Genomic DNA, 15,527 nt, shown 5'->3' with positions numbered 1-15,527 from the left:
GTTTAGGAAAAAAAGTTGGTTTTTAGAACCGATTCTGCTGGAGAGCAACACATGGATCCGCACAAAGCATTTGAGAGGCCGGTCAGTAATCGATCCTTTGGATACTCAGTTGGCATTGTCTTTGTTTTGATGGCTGCCTTTCTTTTGCAAGAAATCAACGGTCTACAGTTAATTTTCCTGTTTGTGGGGTCAGCACTAATTTTTTCTGCTTGGTTGTTTCCAGAGAAATTAGAGCTTTTTAAGCAGCAGTGGGTAAAACTTGGTTCTGTCATGGGTGGTTTAGTGAACCCATTAATTATGGGAGCGCTCTACATGATTTTGATCGTTCCGTGCTCGTTGGTTTTTCGGCTGAAAAAACGTGACTTTTTGTTAATACAAAAGGGTAAGAGAGAGACGATGTGGAAAACCCCGTCGGTTAGTTCCTCTGTAGCCGCTAATCTTAAAAACCAGTTTTGACTCTGGGGGGGGCGATGTTTTTCAAAGAGTTTGTTGAATTTCTTATCCAAAATAAAAAGCTTTGGATGCTACCGATACTTTTAGTGTTTTTACTCTTTGGAGCTCTGCTGTTTGCTGTAAGTGGGACAGCACTCTCACCATTCATATATACTTTGTTTTAAAGGTATAATCTCATGATCATACTTGGTATTTCCTGCTTTTACCATGATTCAGCAGCATGTTTACTGAGTGACGGGGTATTGAAGGCGGCCGTCCAAGAAGAGAGGTTTACGCGGGTCAAGCACGATATGCGTTTTCCTTTTCATTCCATAATGTCGTGTTTGAAAATAGCTGGTATCTCACCTCGCGACATAGATTTTGTAATTTTTTACGAAAAGCCATTCTTAAAATTTGATAGGATCATCGAAACAGCTTTTGCTGTTGCACCTTTTGGTATGAAAAATTTTTGCAAATTCATGCCTGTTTGGGTAACGGATAAGCTGTTTCAAAAAGAAAATATTTTTAAATGCTTAAACCTCATTTTCGGGAAAGGAGTTATTCAGAGTGACCAAATTTTGTTTTGCCAGCATCATCAGAGCCATGCGGCGAGCGCGTTCTTCCCATCAACGTTTCAAGAATCTGGGATCTTGACATTAGATGGAGTCGGAGAATGGGCCACTGGGTCTTTAAGTCACGGGTGCGATGATAAAATTGAAATTCTGCGTGAAACAGCCTTCCCTCACTCAGTGGGGATGCTTTATTCTAGCATTACGCAGTATTTGGGTTTCAGAGTAAATTCTGGAGAGTACAAAGTAATGGGCCTGGCGCCCTATGGAAAGCCAAAATATTTCAATAATATAATGGACAATTTGATCACCGTTTATGACGATGGGTCTATTTTTATGGATATGGATTACTTTGAATACTGCTCCGGAGAAAGCATGGTTGGGGATAAACTATCGTCACTATTTGATGTTCCAATAAGAAAGCCGGAGAGTCCTCTCGGTCAAATACACATGGACATTGCTGCTTCCATCCAAAAAGTAACCGAGCACATTGTCATCAAGCAGGCTAAATTTGCCAAACGATTGACTGGGTCCAATAACCTTTGCATGGCTGGTGGTGTGGCGCTTAATTGCGTGTCCAATGGCAAACTTCTCCGCGAAAATTTATTTAAAGAAATCTGGGTACAGCCTGCTGCTGGTGATGCGGGTGGAGCAATTGGAGCAGCTTATTTTGCTAACTCTTACCTGGGCAAGGAAAAAGTTCGGCGGTCGTCAAAACATGATTGTATGTTGGGAAGTTATTTAGGCCCGGAGTTTTCGTCTAAAGACATAGAAAAAGAATTAGACGACCTTGGGGCCACTTTTGAGTGGCTTGACGATGAGGAGCTGTTTTCTCAAACAGCAAAAGATTTGGCTGAGGGCAAGGCAGTTGGTTGGATGCAGGGAAGGATGGAGTTTGGTCCAAGGTCATTAGGGAATAGAAGTATTCTAGCTGACCCACGCTCTCCAGAAACTCAAAAAAATTTGAATTTAAAAGTTAAATTCCGTAAATCGTTCAGGCCTTTTGCCCCCAGTGTTCTTGAGGAGCATTTAACCGAATGGTTTGACACAAATGTTCCATCGCCTTACATGCTTTTCGTCTCAGATATTAAGAGGGATAAACGGAAAGCCTTATCAAACGAAGAAAAAATTAAATTGGGATTAGCTAAGCTTGATGTGACACGTTCTGAGATACCAGCGGTAACGCATGTTGATTACAGTGCGCGTGTTCAAACTGTTTCAAAACGCACCAACGAAAGGTTTCATCGTTTAATTACCTCTTTTCACGGCCAAACTGGTTGCCCAGTAGTTGTAAACACTTCTTTTAATGTAAGGGGTGAGCCGATCGTCTGTTCACCAAGTGATGCCTTCAGATGTTTTATGGGCACCCATATTGAGACACTGGTTATTGGTAATTTTTATTTAAAAAAGACTTCACAGAACCCAAGCCTTATTAAAAGCTACGAACATTTATTTGAGTTGGATTGAATAATTCATGCCTAACGTTGCCAAATAACTGCTGGTAACATCGGACAGCTACGCTAACTTGATTATTGTGTTCTCTTTAATGTTGCCTCTAGCGTTGCAAAAAAGGATTGCGGACATAATTTGTGTTCGTTGTTTTTCACAATTTCGCTGATGAAAGATAATAGATATACTGGAATTTTTAAATTCTGAAATAGAGTTTGTTGTGATGTTGACGAAGAAACCGCCAGCGTTCTTTGAGCGTCAAAATTGTATGTTTCATGTAGATCGGTGATGCCCGTGGCTAAGCTAGTTGCACTATACTCTAGGTGATCATCGAAAAACGCCGATGTCTTCGCCAAGTGATCGTCAATCGACCTTAACAACAAGTTATTATTTTTTCCACCAGCATCCCTAATATAGTTTTTGGGTAAAGCAAGGATACATAAGCATCCACAATCATTTAGCGCTCCTATTACTTTTTCAACGTGATTTGTGGTCACAAATTCAGGACGATCTTGTTCCCACTTCTTTACTAGCGTTTCAGGTGTGAAATAGACTACAGGGATCGGATTTTTGATCTGCATTTTTTCGAGCAAACCCTGCCTAATATGTTCTGTAACCTTTTGAATCCTCTCAGGAGTACCCATATCTTTTACGTATTCGCGGGAGCGGTATACCATTACCTTTAGGCCACGCTTGATAGCCAGAGGGAGTATATCGCGAGCAAAATCACTCTTAACTGGCGGGATAAGGTCGACAACCGAGCGTGAAAGTATATAAATTGCTGAGTTTACAAGATTTCGGATAGGACGTTTGTTGTGAGGATAGTTGTGGATTTTATGAACCCTGCCATCTTCTGTTGCATCAATTAAATCCGCATCAAATGGATGATCACTTGGGTGTGCAAACAACGTGATGTCTGCTTGTGATCGGAAGTGTTGTGATGCCATTCGATTTAAATCAACATTAAAAATAAGGTCTCCATAAACATAAAAAAAACAATCGTTGAGCATGGCCTGAGCATATTTTAAGCACCCTCCATTACCCAAAGGCGCTGACTCAATCGAATAATCTATGTCAATGTTTAAGCGCTCAACATTTTGGTAGAAACTGATTACTTCATTACTGCCATGATGTAACAATAAAGTAGCGCGCTCAATTTTCTGACTGCTGGCAAGTCGAAGCATACGAGAAAGGACAGGGATGCCATCGATGTTGACCAGTGCTTTCGGGCTTTCTATGCCCTCACTGACCAGCCTTGTGCCAGCCCCTCCAGCTGCAATAACAATCTGGTTAATTTTATTTAAACGAGGGGGCTGTTTTTGTCTAACCATTCGACAGTTGCTCTAATTGCACTTTCGATATCATGTTTTGCCCTCCAACCCTCTGACTTAATTTTTGATGTGTCCAAAAAAACAAAGGGATTGTCCCCAACCCAACCCTTGTTTCCTTGGCCATATTGGATTTTCGGACTTAAGTTTAAACTATCACAGATGAAAGATACAGACTGTTTTACTGTTATAAAGGCGTCTGAACCTAAATTGTAAATTTGAACATTGTGTTTTGCAGAAGTGGCTGTTCGCTTCTGCTCGACAAGTCTTATCGCTTCAACACAATCCTCAACATGTAAGTAAGATTTTTTTTGAGTTCCGTCTCCTAATACCACCAAACTTCCAGGGTTCTTCCGTAGCTGCTTTACAAAGTCAATCACGTGCCCGTGCGGGTATCTTGGTCCAAGTAAAGATACAAATCGGAAGATGTATCCTTCGATCCCAAACCCCTCGCAATATGCAGAGATCAAGCCTTCGCAGGCCATTTTGGATGCACCATAGAGCGAGGTTTGAAGGGGCGTTGCACAGTTTTCTGGCGTGGGGAATTCGGAAGGCTCACCAAGAGCTGCAGCACTAGAGGCAAAGATGATCCGCTTCACACCATTAATGCGCATTGCTTCTAACACATTGTGTGTGGCTATTGTGTTTTGTTGTAGGTCATAACCGGGCTTGTGAAGCCCCCCGCGAATATCCGCGTTCGCAGCCATATGAACAACAATATCAACACCTGAAAAAATTTTTTCCAATGAGGAGGGTTCTGTTATGTCCACGTTAAAGAATGAGAATGAGTTTTGTTGTTCGGCATTTCTAAGGTTTTCTTCAAATCCTGATGACATGTTGTCGATGCCAATGACCTCATGACCTTCCCGAAGGTAACTATCACAAAGGTGGCTACCCACAAAGCCGGCGACGCCCGTTACTAGTACTTTTGCCATTTCATCATTCAGTCCTATGCTGTTAGGTATAAAGTTGTTCGTATTAAATCAAAAAAAAATGTGCTCAGACTCCGGGTTGATAAATTTTTTAACAACCACGTTTTTTTTAACCGATACTAATTGAGGTAAGGTTTTGGCACCCTCAAATCTGTACTTGGAGAATGATATAGGGTCAAAATCATGGTCACTATTGAGCCTCGGTAGTAACCGCGAGGCTATATAGGCCGGAATTGCGTATGACGTTTTGATGATTGCGTTGGTAGTTGTGTTTTGCAATAGTTGGCGAATTTGTAGCATAAGAAACTTGCGCAATGTAAGCCCCTGTTGGAAGTCATTTAAAACCCCGTAGGCGTTCTCAATAAAAACTTTGAACAATCGCTGCTTAGTAGTCCGTTCCATTCGGGTGACGAAGTCTCGGTGTTGCCAACGAACCCATTTATCAAGTGATGCGCAACGCATCCACAAGTCTCTATCCTCAAATCGGATATTCTTGTAGCCTCCAAGTTCAATGAATAGCGACTTTTTGATCATGTTGATGTGTTCCCCGCTAACCAAAACATCCTTACCAACATGTTTTTCTATCAAATGAAAACAATAGATCCAGTCTTGTAAATGTTTTGCATAGTAATCATCGCAGTCAATATTCAATAAGACATATTTACCACGTGCCAGTTCAACGCTGGTGTTTCGGTCGGCGCCAATACGCCGTCGTTTATCGCGTGGTAATTTATGCAAACGAATGATTGGAAATTCATTTTGCAGAGTGATTATTTCTTCGATGCTCTCATCGGATGAGCCACCATCAACAACGACGATCTCAAAATGTTCATCTAATTGAACTGCCACACTTCTTATCGCTTTTGAAATAGTGGGCGCCATGTTGAGATTAATCATGCAAATAGAGTAAAGAGGATCCTTTTCAGTCAAAGAAAATACTCCTTCCAGATGGGCTTAATTTAACTGTTTTTTCATCAATACCCTTAGTACACAACAGTGCCCGCAAAGATTTTTTTTCGGAATCTTCTATGTTCTGAGGTCGATCATGTCTCTCATCGGTTTTGGTTTTTCCCGCACAAGTGTAATGTGGGAGCACGAGCCAGCACATGCCCAACCTAAATAGCCTAAGTTTGAAGCCCAAATTATTTTTTTGACTAATTTGCGTCCAGCAATATTTGAAAAATCGGTTTTGAGGCTGCTGGAGATCTTCCAATATTCGAACATAGGTGCGCTTGAATACTTTAATTGTTCTGGCGGGCTGTGGAATCTTCATCCGGATCCTGATCGGCGCGTGTTGGAGTTTTATCAAGCATCCAATTTTTGCTAAGCGGGTCCATAATTCTCTGTCTTCAAAATGAAGATTTTTATATGGTCCATGGCTTAGCAAAAATGATTTTCTACCCATATTTATCTGTTCACCTGAAACGAGTATGTCTGGCCCGTATGCAGCTTCTATACTCAAGAAAACTTCCACCCAATCCGGAATATATGGAAGGTACAAATCATCACAGTCCAAGTGAAGCATTACATATTCGCCACGAGCATTTTCTATGGATATGTTGCGGTCTGTACCTAGTTTTCGGTCTGGATCTCGGGGTAGTGCGATCAGACGAATCCGATCAAGCTCTTTTTCTAGACGTTGAAGTATCTCCAGACTGCCATCATTCGATCCCCCATCAACTACAACAATTTCAAATTGCTCAGTCAATTGGTTGTAAATGCTCAATATTGACGCCTCAATAAAGTCAGCCATGTTTAAGTTGACCATGCAAATGGAAAACTTGGGACTCGGGGCTGGGCCTACGCTTACTGATTGCTCTATCGGGTTGTTAAATGTTGACATTTGGGTCGCTTTCAATACTTTGTAGATACTTTTTATGCCATGTATTTATTAAGTCAACTTTAATACTGAACGGTGACGATCATTGGTCATCTGCACCGCTTGGAAATTAACGAGAAAAATTATGAAACTATTAGTAACTGGTGGTTGTGGCTACAAAGGCTCCGTATTGGTGCCTAAACTTCTTGCGAATGGACATAGCGTCAAAGTGTTAGACACGATGTGGTTTGGAAACTTCCTATCGCCGCATGCCAATTTGGAAATCGAGCAGCGAAGCGTTATCGATGCGCACAAGATCGAACTTGATGGCTTTGATGGCATCATTCACCTTGCGTCGATTGCCAATGATCCGACAGGTGATTTGAACCCTAAATTAACTTGGGAGACGAGTTGTCTTGCCACGATGGCGTTAGCAGATATGGCGGCCCGCGCAGGCGTCCGAAGGTTCATATATGCATCCTCTGGCAGTGTTTATGGGCTGAAAGAGGAAGAAAATGTTACTGAAGACCTGCCGCTCGTTCCGATTTCTGAATATAACAAAACTAAAATGGTGGCCGAGCGTTGCATGCTGTCTTACGCAGACAAGATGATTGTCCAGATTTTGCGGCCCGCCACAGTGTGTGGTATTTCGCCGCGTATGCGCTTTGATGTTTCCGTCAATTTGTTAACGCTAAGCGCCCTGAAACATGGAAAGATTACTGTTTTTGGAGGGAATCAAATACGTCCAAATGTGCATATTGAAGACATAACCTCGGCCTATTTGTTTTTCCTCGACAACCCTCAACACACAGGCATCTTTAATGTCGGTTTTGAAAATATTTCGATAATGGACATTGCCGAGATGGTAAGAGAAGTTGTCGATGTGCCGATCGAGGTCACACCGTCGAATGATCCGCGTTCATACCGTGTGAATTCGGATAGAATATTAGAGGCGGGGTTTGCTCCACAATTCAAAGTGCAAGATGCAATCAATGAAATAGTCGTGGCCTATCGCGACAAAACGCTGGATGACGACGAAAGATGGCATAATCTGAATTGGATGAAGCAAAGAGAATTGCACCTTGATCACCAAGAGGATTTAACGTGAACATTGATACGTACATATCGAAGTATCAGGAAGACGTTCATGCGCAGCTAGGTCTTATTGATACGAAAATAATCGATGAGTTGGCGAGTGATCTGTTTGACTGTTGGAAGACTGGAAAACAGTTTTTTGTCTGTGGAAATGGTGGTAGTGGATCGAATGCCAATCACATCGCCAATGACCTGATTTATGGCATTTCCAAGAAAAAAGGATCAGGCATACGGTGCCATTCTCTCGCTGCAAATCCAGCAACGCTCCTATGCTTGGCAAATGATGAGGGCTATGAAAACATATTTTCTTATCAGTTAAGCGTGCTTGCCGAGCCGGATGATATATTACTGGTCTTGTCTGGCAGCGGAAATTCACCAAATATTTTAAGGGCATTAGAGGAAGCTAAGACGGCGCGTGTAAAGTCCTATGGAATTCTGGGATTTGATGGCGGAAAAGCAAAGCATCTGGTTGACAGGGCAATACACACATCAATCGACGATATGCAGGTAAGTGAAGATTTACAGATGGTTATTTTGCATATTATTTCAAAATGGCTGTTTGACAAAAGGTCAGAAATCTAGGGACACCAAGTGCCGTATTTGAATTTGAAGTGATTTTGTGTTAAGCGCCTTCGCTCCGGTAAGATCAAATTTACCGGTTCTAACCGCTTAGGTGTATTACAGAGGCAATGCAACATTATAGATTTTCAATTTTTGTTTGGCATCGCGGAGATATGGATTGGTAATTTAAAAGGAATAGGGTTGGTTTCGTCCTCACGACGTTTGTCGGCTTGGACACTTCTGATAGATGATCGGCAAGAGGACTGCTTGTTGCTCGGCGTTGTCTGTTGAACAACAGATACTAGAGCATTTTTTCGAATTAACTGGATTATATTGCGACTGATTTTATGCCTAGTGAAGATTTGGTTAAATTTAACTTGTAATAGGGATTTCTGAATTTTCCCCTAGATTGTAGCGGTGTGGCAATAGCCATTACCGTGTTACTAGAACAAAAAAATGCTAATTTTTGATGTCGGAGTTGTCGTTCGTAAACATGAGATCGTTTATACGTCACCCAAAAATAAATCGATTATAAACGCAAGAGCGAATAACGGTGTTTATATCGACAACTTGGCGCAGCTGATAACTAGACATGAGTAAAGCGGAGGGATTAATTAACTATGCTGACAGCGGAACTAAATCATGTAACCTCAGTAGAGGAGTTTTATAGCGAGATTAGGTCGCAACAGCAAGCACATCACGGTGAAGATTATTGTGCTATGCATGACGCTATTAGGCATTACATGAAAGATTGCGAGTCATATAAAGAGATTGGCACTCATCAAGGAGGTTCTGCTGCTGCAGTAATGACTGGTGCCTATAAACCAAAATACATGGAGTTGATTGACATCAACCAAGAGAAATATCGTTGGAAGCTGCAGTCTCTTGCAGAACCATATTGCAACACCCACGGTATTGAGCTCGTTGTAACTGAAGCGAACTCTGCTGCATTGAGTTCCCTAAGCTATCGGCGCGTAGATATGCTTGTGATAGACTCGTTGCATAAAAGATTTCACATGGAAAAAGAATTGCGCCTGCACGCTGGATACGTGAACAAGTATATCGTTGCGCACGATACAACTATTGCGCAAGACAAGCCATTGGATGCGCTCTTTCGTTGTTTGTCGGATTTTTGTGATCGAAATCCTCGCTGGGAAATCATCGAAAGAGGTGAGTCGAATGTCGGGTATACGGTATTAAAATGTGGTGTTTGACACCGCCTTTTTTGCCTTAAAATATTCATGGATGGTTTTGAAAAAATCGCGAAGATTTGTAACGCTCCTGGTAAAATAATAGAACTAAGTTTGCAATGAGGTTGTTTGCTATTATCACTGGGGTTTGCTCCATTTCTTAGCGTTATTATCTTGGTTTTCTCTAATAAGGTTTTCGCAACCAGTAGTTTCATGTCTGAAGCGTGATGAGGTCTGATTTGGGTATATAGCCTGAGCCAGGAGTTGATTGCTTCCTGAGCATATTTGGTGTTTTGGAACAGTTCAGCATCAAGCACTTCCTGTCTAGGTGTTCCGTTGAAGCGTTCGTTATGTCCGTTCTCTCGTGAGCTGCCTGAATAGGTTAGCATTGGCTGGATAAAGAACGGTTTACGAGTGCTGGAAGTGCAACGAAACGTGTTCAAGCTTGTTGTCAGAGCGCATGAACTTAGGTTTGACATGTTTAATCAACACTGGGTGCAATCCGTCAAAAACATTGATCGCAGTCATCTTAGGGCATGCCACTACTTACAGTACCTTATGTGTGTGTTGATCCAGGGCTGTCAGCATTTTGGAACAGCGCCCATTGCTGAGTTTATTTTGAACAAAGTTGATGGCCCAGGATATATGGTCGAGGTGTGTGGGCCGCAACCTCATGACATCGCTGTCCTGATGATAAAGCCGCCGCTGCTTCTTATGCAGGTGGTGCTATTGCAGGCCTTCTTCATTTCAAAAAAAGCACTTCCTTCTTACGGTTAACCCGCCAACCTTCTTGCGCCAATAGTAATAGGCCTTAATTGAAATCCCAGCCTTACGGCGGTAACGCACGACGTCTAGCCTACTATGTAAATGAACGTCGATCTCACGCAAAATCGTCACTTAAACTTGATCCAAATGCCGTCTCCGTTTAGTTCTCAAAACCTCCTGTGAACATCTACTAATTGCAAAGTTTTAGGGGGCTAAGACAATTTCTTCGGCCCTTTCGGAAAACGCAGGTCTCTCTCGCTGGCTATCCTAGCTATTTTACAGATGCAATTAAAATTCAGACACGCTGCAGAAATCGATAGCTTCAATGACAATCTCTTTAAAATTTCACACTTGGATATTCTGTGAAAGCGCAAAAGGGCACTGGTGCGTCAAGGTTTTACTCGGGCAAATTTCTAAAGTCATTAGACATCTGAAGCCCGCAAGGCATTTAGCCAGGCAGCCTGCCAAGCCGCAACTGAATATGTGTTCGAGATTTGCATGGCATTGTTGGACATGGTGTGCCATTGCGCCTCTTTTTCAATGAGGTTGGTAAGGGCCGTTGAAAAATGTTGTGATGTGGTCTCGCCATGGGCGAGGGCGCCGTTGAAACCATCTTGAATAAGGTCAGAGGCACCAGCTGTTCGGCTGAACCCGACACCAAGCAAGCCGCATGACAAGGCTTCGGCTAGGGCATTTGGAAACCCTTCCCATTGTGATGCGATCGCGAAAATGGAACAGTCTTTATAGATGTTTGTGATTGATTTTGTTGGCGCGGAAATAGAGACGATATCAGCGACGCCCAGCGCCTTTATCAACGCCATCAGATCATCATGCAAAGGCCCATCGCCAACAATGTTTAGCCGCCAATCTGGATGCGTCTTTGCAGTGTCGGCAAATGCCTTAATGATCAGGTCAAAACGCTTTTGTGTGGTCAACCTACCGACAGCTAAAATAGTGCGCTTTGAGAGATCAGTGTAGGATTTTGGGGCGAATACGGGATTGTGAATTGTGATGATTTTGTGCCGAATCCAAAATGGGTAATCATTCTTATAGGCATCAAACTGCACGGCGATTTTGTCCACAAAACATAATAGACAGAAATTCAAACTCCATTTTCGATAACTTGTGAAGTCATACATAGTTAATGAATTTCGTTCGGTGCAAATCGTTTGAATTTTCAAGCCGAATGCGGCCGCCAAAAAGCGCATCAATAACCCGTGCGTAAAGCAGATTATCTGCTTTACTTCATGTTGCTGTATGGTCTTGCGTATTAATCCGATGAGGCGAAACTTTTCCTTCAGGCTTATTTTGGTGTGTGGTTTTGTTGTACCCGACTTGACCCAAATAACCCGTTGATCAATCTCAAAGAAAGATGATGCATCGGGCAAATCGAAGGTAAGCAACACCACTTTTCGGCCTGTGCTAGCAAGATAATTGGCCAGATATATGATGTTCCGTTCCAGCCCACCAGCCATATTGTGAAGCGATATTGTCCCCAGCATTACGGTGTCATTCATGGTGCGCTCCGGGCCTTGCTCATGGTTTTGAGCCATCCACGATCAAGGATGTAGCAGCGTCCGGAAAGTTCCATGATTCCTTGGACATATTTTGCCGGCTGCGGCGAATAAAGCCGTCATCGGCGTGCCATTGATTGGTGATGAGTTCCCCGTCTTTGGTGTAGCCTTCGATATGCTGAACCGTCAGGCCAGCTGCTATCATCAGTTTGGACAGGCTATCTGCATTTAACAGTTGCTTGTGGTCGCTTGCATCATCGCCAATGCCGCCGATACCCACATGACGAATGTATTCTGGTTTAGGATTATATCCATCGGGAACCGCGATCCGTATCTTGCCACCCGGCACAAGGCGTTTTCTCATGCTTTCAAGGGCAGCAATTGCACCCTCCTGTGTTAAATGTTCAAACACATGTTCCGCCACGATGTGGCTTATCAATTGCTGGTCGCCAAAAAAACTGTACCACTGTTCTTCGCTGGTAATGTCCAGCCATTGCTCGTTTGTCGATAGCCAACCTTGCTGATGCGTTTCAGCAGCACCAACAATGATCTTTAACGGGGTGCTTTTCCTGATTTCAGCCTTGAGAATGTATTTTCTCACTGTATATCGAATGCGTTTGCGAATAGCTACCAACCATTGCCGGATAAATTGAGGCAAAAACAATTTCAGAATGCGTTTGATCATAATCTTAATCTGTTCTTATCTAATTACGGTAAATGTACTGATTTTGAGAGTGGGGAAAAGAAAACAAGCTTATCGTTTCATTCTCTTCTCATGGATAAGGCGTCTTGGGCCAGTGGCCAAAAGGTGCTCAATGGTTCTAAATGGATTGCGCAGTATTAGCCCAATTAATTGCGATGCAAACAACAAATATTCGCCTCTAAAATGCCGGTATCGAAGGTTTGGCCAGTTGTATGCATGGTAAAACAAGCCAGCTTCATCAAGAAATGATTTGTATTTTTTTGCCAAGCTTTGCTCGGCCTCACAATTGTACTCAGCCGATTTGTACTGAGCATCGGTCATCTGCCGTTCAACTAGCATTTCAGGGCTACCAACAAAATAACAGCCACTCAAGGCAAGCCTGATTGCCAAATCCACATCTTCCACACGTCTAAAATTGTGGTCAAATCCGCCAATATCTTGGACAAGCTTTTTTCTAATCATAAGTGCCGACGTTGGCGTGCCGGCACCATAAAACCAACCTTTTCTCCGGTAATAGGCCAAAAGGTATTTTGCCATATCTGGGCCATGGGGTGGCGTGAGTGACGTTGATCCAATTGCAGCAGAAAATACCTTATACCCGTTTGGATATGAACGAAAGCCTGATGCATAACACGCTATGAGTTTGGTTCTAAAGCGGGTCTCGAACGCGGTAATCGTTTTCAGCTGCTGGCTTACACGCTGAGGAGTGGACACGTCATCATCATCGAAAAAGATAACAAATTCTCCCGTGGCCGCCTCGATTGCGGTGTTTCGGGCTGATCCCTGTCCTTTGTTTTGGGCATGTGTGATTAGGTTGAAATTGTATTCTTTCTGCAATTCCTTCAATTTTTTTGATGATGCGTCTGTTGATGCGTCATCTACTACAATGATTTCTTTATTTGGGTAGTCTTGATCAGTTGCGCTTTCGATGGCGCGGCTTATTGAATCCTCCGCATTGTAGCAGAGGATACAGATGCTAACCTTGGATGAATCTGCTTTCATGGTTGCTTGCGGGGTTCGGATTTGTGATGGAATTTGGACATTGCTGCATTTATCCCCATATTTGGTATAGCTAAACACAGTTTCCTTAATGTTTGAAACGGCGAAGTTAAGACAAGCTTTAGTAATATCAGGGTAAAGTTTTTATAGAATTTAGCCTGCCAATTATGGCGTAGATAAAGCCAGTTAATAGCAAAGGAGAAGCTCATCTTGCGTTCAATAACGCTGCGATGTTTGGAGAGAACATATAACCAATTCTTAGTTTCTATTTCTATGTTTTTGTCGGCCCTGAGGGTCATTTTCTGATAAACTAAAGGATCTCTTATTCCAATGAACCTTGCATCATTTTCTGCCGCTCGAATAGATAATTCGGTGTCCTCGCTACGGCGTAAATTTTGATCAAACCCTCCTAATGCTTGATAAGCATTTGTTCTCGCCATTTGAGAGCAGGTTGGACAAGCGCCCCGCAGCCGATAATCACTGGTTCCACAAAGGATTGCCTCACTCACAATTGCCCCGCTAACGCCGTTCGTGCCAGCTTCTTGTGCTAAGCTTGGGTGGTAGCGTGTTTGGGCGTTTGAATAGGTGACAAGGCGCGCCGTGTGACATAAAATCAAACTTTGATGAGTGTTTTCCTCACACGCGACTATCGCTGCTAATTGCTTGCTAATCCGATCAGGCCTGCTGACGTCATCATCATCAAAAAATGCGATAAACGGTGTTTTGGTATTTTCGATGATGATATTGCGGCTGCCTGAAACGCCCATGTTTTTACTGTTGCTAATCAAAGTGACATTTGGATTAGTCTCAACAAGACGTCGGGCAATTTTGTTTGTCCTGTCAGAAGAGCAATCATCAACAATTAGAATGTGAATGTCATGATGATCTTGGGCAAGCGCAGAAGCCACTGCGGCACCCAACGTTTTTTCGCAATTAAACGCTGTTACACCAATCGTGACAGCTAGATCTGCATCAGATGCCATTGTTTTTTCCGACTGATAAAATTAATTCCTGCCATTGATCATAAATCATATTTTCTTGGTAGGGCAGGGTTGCCTTTTGAGCTGCCGCGCCCATATTTGCCAGCTTTTTAGGACTAGCTATAGCTTGGGACAACGTTTCGGCAAGGGCGGTTTCCTCTATGGTGGGGACAATCCAACCTGTAACTTTGTCCTGAATTAGCTGGCTTACGCCATCCACATTAAACCCAACGGCTGGCAGCCCGTGGGCCATTGCCTCAGCAAGGGAGTTCGGTGACCCTTCCCATAAAGACGAAATCACAAACAAATCGGCGCCTTCATAGAACGGGCCTACGTTTAATGTAGATGGAGTCAATGTAACACGGTCTGCTATGCCCAATGCACGAATCAACGTGAATAGCGGCTCCCAGGCCTCACCATCACCAACGATTTTCAAATGCCAGTCTGGGTTTTCATCAGCAATCTTTGCAAAAGCATTTACCAGGATAGTGGGTTGTTTCTGAAGCGAGTCAAGTCTACCAATGAATAGCATTTGAAAGGCTTTTTTTTCAGGAATTCCGGGACATGCTTTTTTTAAGCTTGGAAGTATAGCATTTGGAATAACCCTCATACGGCTGTGTAAAAAGCGGGGGTATCCATCTATGAAATCACTAAATTGCAGAGCCACACGCTTGCAGAACAAAAGAGAAAGAAAGTTTATCCACCTGCTGAAAAAATTGTGTTTTACGTAGTATAGCGTCGGGCCATTTCGTTCGGCAGCGATAAGCGAGGTTCCTGATATAAGCGCGCCGAGGATAACCACCTTGTTGTTTGCAATCACGAATCCCACCAAAGTTTTTATGCCATTATCTTTCAGAGTGGTGCTAAGTTTTTGTAAACGAGATAACTTTCCCAAAAACCCAGCTTTCAGGCCAAGTTTATGCCAGTGAACACTTTTAGGTATTGGGTAAAATGCCACGTCGGTATTCTCATCCCATGTTATGACATGGACGTGGTGGCCTCGGCTTGCCAGTGCTGTCGCAAGTTGAACCAATTGCCGTTCTGCACCGCCCCCCTTACCTGACAGTGAATGGAAGTACAGGCCAATAGTTTTTATTGTATTTTGCCGAGTATGTTGGTTGCCATTATTGGTCATTGTAGGTTTCAATTTTTACGTTTTTAGTGAGTTTTAAATTTTCATTGATTAAAAGT

16 protein-coding genes and 1 pseudogene are annotated in these 15,527 nt (G+C 42.9%); 7 read left to right on the top strand and 10 right to left on the bottom strand.

The window, feature by feature from the left end; genetic code table 11:
- Positions 1-51 precede the first annotated feature (51 nt).
- The 3 genes from ABXT40_RS07745 to ABXT40_RS07735 are packed head-to-tail and all read left to right on the top strand — an operon-like array spanning position 52 to position 2,468.
- Positions 52-456: an SxtJ family membrane protein gene (locus ABXT40_RS07745; RefSeq protein ID WP_443645040.1), complete on the top strand. Its 405-nt coding sequence runs from the start codon at positions 52-54 to the stop codon at positions 454-456.
- Positions 457-470: 14 nt separating this feature from the next.
- Positions 471-617, top strand: a complete 147-nt coding sequence (locus ABXT40_RS07740; RefSeq protein ID WP_443645039.1) for a DUF5989 family protein — start codon at positions 471-473, stop codon at positions 615-617.
- Between the two features lie 12 nt (positions 618-629).
- Positions 630-2,468 (top strand): carbamoyltransferase family protein, encoded by a 1,839-nt coding sequence (locus ABXT40_RS07735; RefSeq protein WP_443645038.1) that lies wholly within the window; start codon positions 630-632, stop codon positions 2,466-2,468.
- 62 nt (positions 2,469-2,530) lie between these two features.
- Here ABXT40_RS07735 and ABXT40_RS07730 read toward each other — a convergent pair whose 3' ends face one another.
- The 4 genes from ABXT40_RS07730 to ABXT40_RS07715 are packed head-to-tail and all read right to left on the bottom strand — an operon-like array spanning position 2,531 to position 6,478.
- Positions 2,531-3,781 carry a nucleotidyltransferase family protein gene (locus ABXT40_RS07730; protein WP_443645037.1) on the bottom strand — a complete coding sequence of 417 codons (1,251 nt, stop codon included), beginning with the start codon at positions 3,779-3,781 and terminating at the stop codon, positions 2,531-2,533.
- Positions 3,751-4,713: an NAD-dependent epimerase/dehydratase family protein gene (locus tag ABXT40_RS07725; protein ID WP_443645036.1), complete on the bottom strand. Its 963-nt coding sequence runs from the start codon at positions 4,711-4,713 to the stop codon at positions 3,751-3,753. Before ABXT40_RS07725 ends, ABXT40_RS07730 begins: the two co-directional genes overlap by 31 nt.
- 48 nt (positions 4,714-4,761) lie before the next feature.
- On the bottom strand, positions 4,762-5,640 hold the full coding sequence (locus tag ABXT40_RS07720; protein WP_443645035.1) for a glycosyltransferase family A protein: 879 nt from the start codon (positions 5,638-5,640) through the stop codon (positions 4,762-4,764).
- Positions 5,633-6,478 (bottom strand): glycosyltransferase family A protein, encoded by an 846-nt coding sequence (locus tag ABXT40_RS07715; RefSeq protein WP_443646988.1) that lies wholly within the window; start codon positions 6,476-6,478, stop codon positions 5,633-5,635. The genes ABXT40_RS07720 and ABXT40_RS07715 overlap by 8 nt, the downstream gene beginning before the upstream one ends.
- Positions 6,479-6,674: 196 nt before the next feature.
- Here ABXT40_RS07715 and ABXT40_RS07710 point away from each other — a divergent pair, with 196 nt between their 5' ends.
- From ABXT40_RS07710 to ABXT40_RS07700, 3 genes are all read left to right on the top strand, one after another.
- On the top strand, positions 6,675-7,637 hold the full coding sequence (locus tag ABXT40_RS07710; RefSeq protein WP_443645034.1) for an NAD-dependent epimerase/dehydratase family protein: 963 nt from the start codon (positions 6,675-6,677) through the stop codon (positions 7,635-7,637).
- Complete coding sequence (locus tag ABXT40_RS07705; protein WP_443645033.1) at positions 7,634-8,206, top strand: SIS domain-containing protein; 573 nt, start codon at positions 7,634-7,636, stop codon at positions 8,204-8,206. Before ABXT40_RS07710 ends, ABXT40_RS07705 begins: the two co-directional genes overlap by 4 nt.
- A gap of 599 nt (positions 8,207-8,805) precedes the next feature.
- The gene (locus ABXT40_RS07700) at positions 8,806-9,399 is read left to right on the top strand and encodes a hypothetical protein (RefSeq protein ID WP_443647022.1); all 594 of its coding nucleotides are present in this window, start codon (positions 8,806-8,808) and stop codon (positions 9,397-9,399) included.
- Between the two features lie 206 nt (positions 9,400-9,605).
- Here the strand turns inward: ABXT40_RS07700 and ABXT40_RS07695 are convergent.
- Positions 9,606-9,764: pseudogene (locus tag ABXT40_RS07695) on the bottom strand (integrase core domain-containing protein); the annotation flags it as partial.
- Positions 9,765-9,789: 25 nt separating this feature from the next.
- Here ABXT40_RS07695 and ABXT40_RS07690 point away from each other — a divergent pair.
- Positions 9,790-10,152 (top strand): hypothetical protein, encoded by a 363-nt coding sequence (locus ABXT40_RS07690; protein ID WP_443647021.1) that lies wholly within the window; start codon positions 9,790-9,792, stop codon positions 10,150-10,152.
- 410 nt (positions 10,153-10,562) lie between these two features.
- Here the strand turns inward: ABXT40_RS07690 and ABXT40_RS07685 are convergent, their stop codons facing one another.
- The 5 genes from ABXT40_RS07685 to ABXT40_RS07665 form a co-directional block, all read right to left on the bottom strand.
- Positions 10,563-11,657 carry a glycosyltransferase gene (locus ABXT40_RS07685; protein ID WP_443645032.1) on the bottom strand — a complete coding sequence of 365 codons (1,095 nt, stop codon included), beginning with the start codon at positions 11,655-11,657 and terminating at the stop codon, positions 10,563-10,565.
- Between the two features lie 19 nt (positions 11,658-11,676).
- On the bottom strand, positions 11,677-12,339 hold the full coding sequence (locus ABXT40_RS07680; protein WP_443645031.1) for a methyltransferase domain-containing protein: 663 nt from the start codon (positions 12,337-12,339) through the stop codon (positions 11,677-11,679).
- Positions 12,340-12,408: 69 nt separating this feature from the next.
- Positions 12,409-13,437: a glycosyltransferase family 2 protein gene (locus tag ABXT40_RS07675; protein ID WP_443645030.1), complete on the bottom strand. Its 1,029-nt coding sequence runs from the start codon at positions 13,435-13,437 to the stop codon at positions 12,409-12,411.
- Positions 13,356-14,339 carry a glycosyltransferase family 2 protein gene (locus ABXT40_RS07670; RefSeq protein WP_443645029.1) on the bottom strand — a complete coding sequence of 328 codons (984 nt, stop codon included), beginning with the start codon at positions 14,337-14,339 and terminating at the stop codon, positions 13,356-13,358. The genes ABXT40_RS07675 and ABXT40_RS07670 overlap by 82 nt, the downstream gene beginning before the upstream one ends.
- On the bottom strand, positions 14,329-15,471 hold the full coding sequence (locus ABXT40_RS07665) for a glycosyltransferase (protein WP_443645028.1): 1,143 nt from the start codon (positions 15,469-15,471) through the stop codon (positions 14,329-14,331). Before ABXT40_RS07665 ends, ABXT40_RS07670 begins: the two co-directional genes overlap by 11 nt.
- Between the last annotated feature and the right edge of the window lie 56 nt (positions 15,472-15,527).

The organism is Candidatus Ponderosibacter sp. Uisw_141_02 (genome assembly GCF_048087665.1).
GTDB lineage: Bacteria > Pseudomonadota > Alphaproteobacteria > Puniceispirillales > Puniceispirillaceae > UBA3439.
Note: the sequence above shows the minus strand (reverse complement) of the source record. Positions and strands in the feature narration are given on the sequence as shown.

What these genes read in the sequence shown, in the direction of transcription:
- ABXT40_RS07710 (WP_443645034.1), top strand. Translation starts at nt 6,675, where the DNA reads ATGAAACTATTAGTAACTGGTGGTTGTGGCTACAAAGGCTCCGTATTG.
- ABXT40_RS07700 (WP_443647022.1), top strand. Translation starts at nt 8,806, where the DNA reads ATGCTGACAGCGGAACTAAATCATGTAACCTCAGTAGAGGAGTTTTAT.
- ABXT40_RS07670 (WP_443645029.1), bottom strand. Translation starts at nt 14,339, where the DNA reads ATGGCATCTGATGCAGATCTAGCTGTCACGATTGGTGTAACAGCGTTT.
- ABXT40_RS07735 (WP_443645038.1), top strand. Translation starts at nt 630, where the DNA reads ATGATCATACTTGGTATTTCCTGCTTTTACCATGATTCAGCAGCATGT.
- ABXT40_RS07740 (WP_443645039.1), top strand. Translation starts at nt 471, where the DNA reads ATGTTTTTCAAAGAGTTTGTTGAATTTCTTATCCAAAATAAAAAGCTT.
- ABXT40_RS07685 (WP_443645032.1), bottom strand. Translation starts at nt 11,657, where the DNA reads ATGAATGACACCGTAATGCTGGGGACAATATCGCTTCACAATATGGCT.
- ABXT40_RS07725 (WP_443645036.1), bottom strand. Translation starts at nt 4,713, where the DNA reads ATGGCAAAAGTACTAGTAACGGGCGTCGCCGGCTTTGTGGGTAGCCAC.
- ABXT40_RS07745 (WP_443645040.1), top strand. Translation starts at nt 52, where the DNA reads ATGGATCCGCACAAAGCATTTGAGAGGCCGGTCAGTAATCGATCCTTT.
- ABXT40_RS07680 (WP_443645031.1), bottom strand. Translation starts at nt 12,339, where the DNA reads ATGATCAAACGCATTCTGAAATTGTTTTTGCCTCAATTTATCCGGCAA.
- ABXT40_RS07715 (WP_443646988.1), bottom strand. Translation starts at nt 6,478, where the DNA reads ATGGTCAACTTAAACATGGCTGACTTTATTGAGGCGTCAATATTGAGC.
- ABXT40_RS07665 (WP_443645028.1), bottom strand. Translation starts at nt 15,471, where the DNA reads ATGACCAATAATGGCAACCAACATACTCGGCAAAATACAATAAAAACT.
- ABXT40_RS07730 (WP_443645037.1), bottom strand. Translation starts at nt 3,781, where the DNA reads ATGGTTAGACAAAAACAGCCCCCTCGTTTAAATAAAATTAACCAGATT.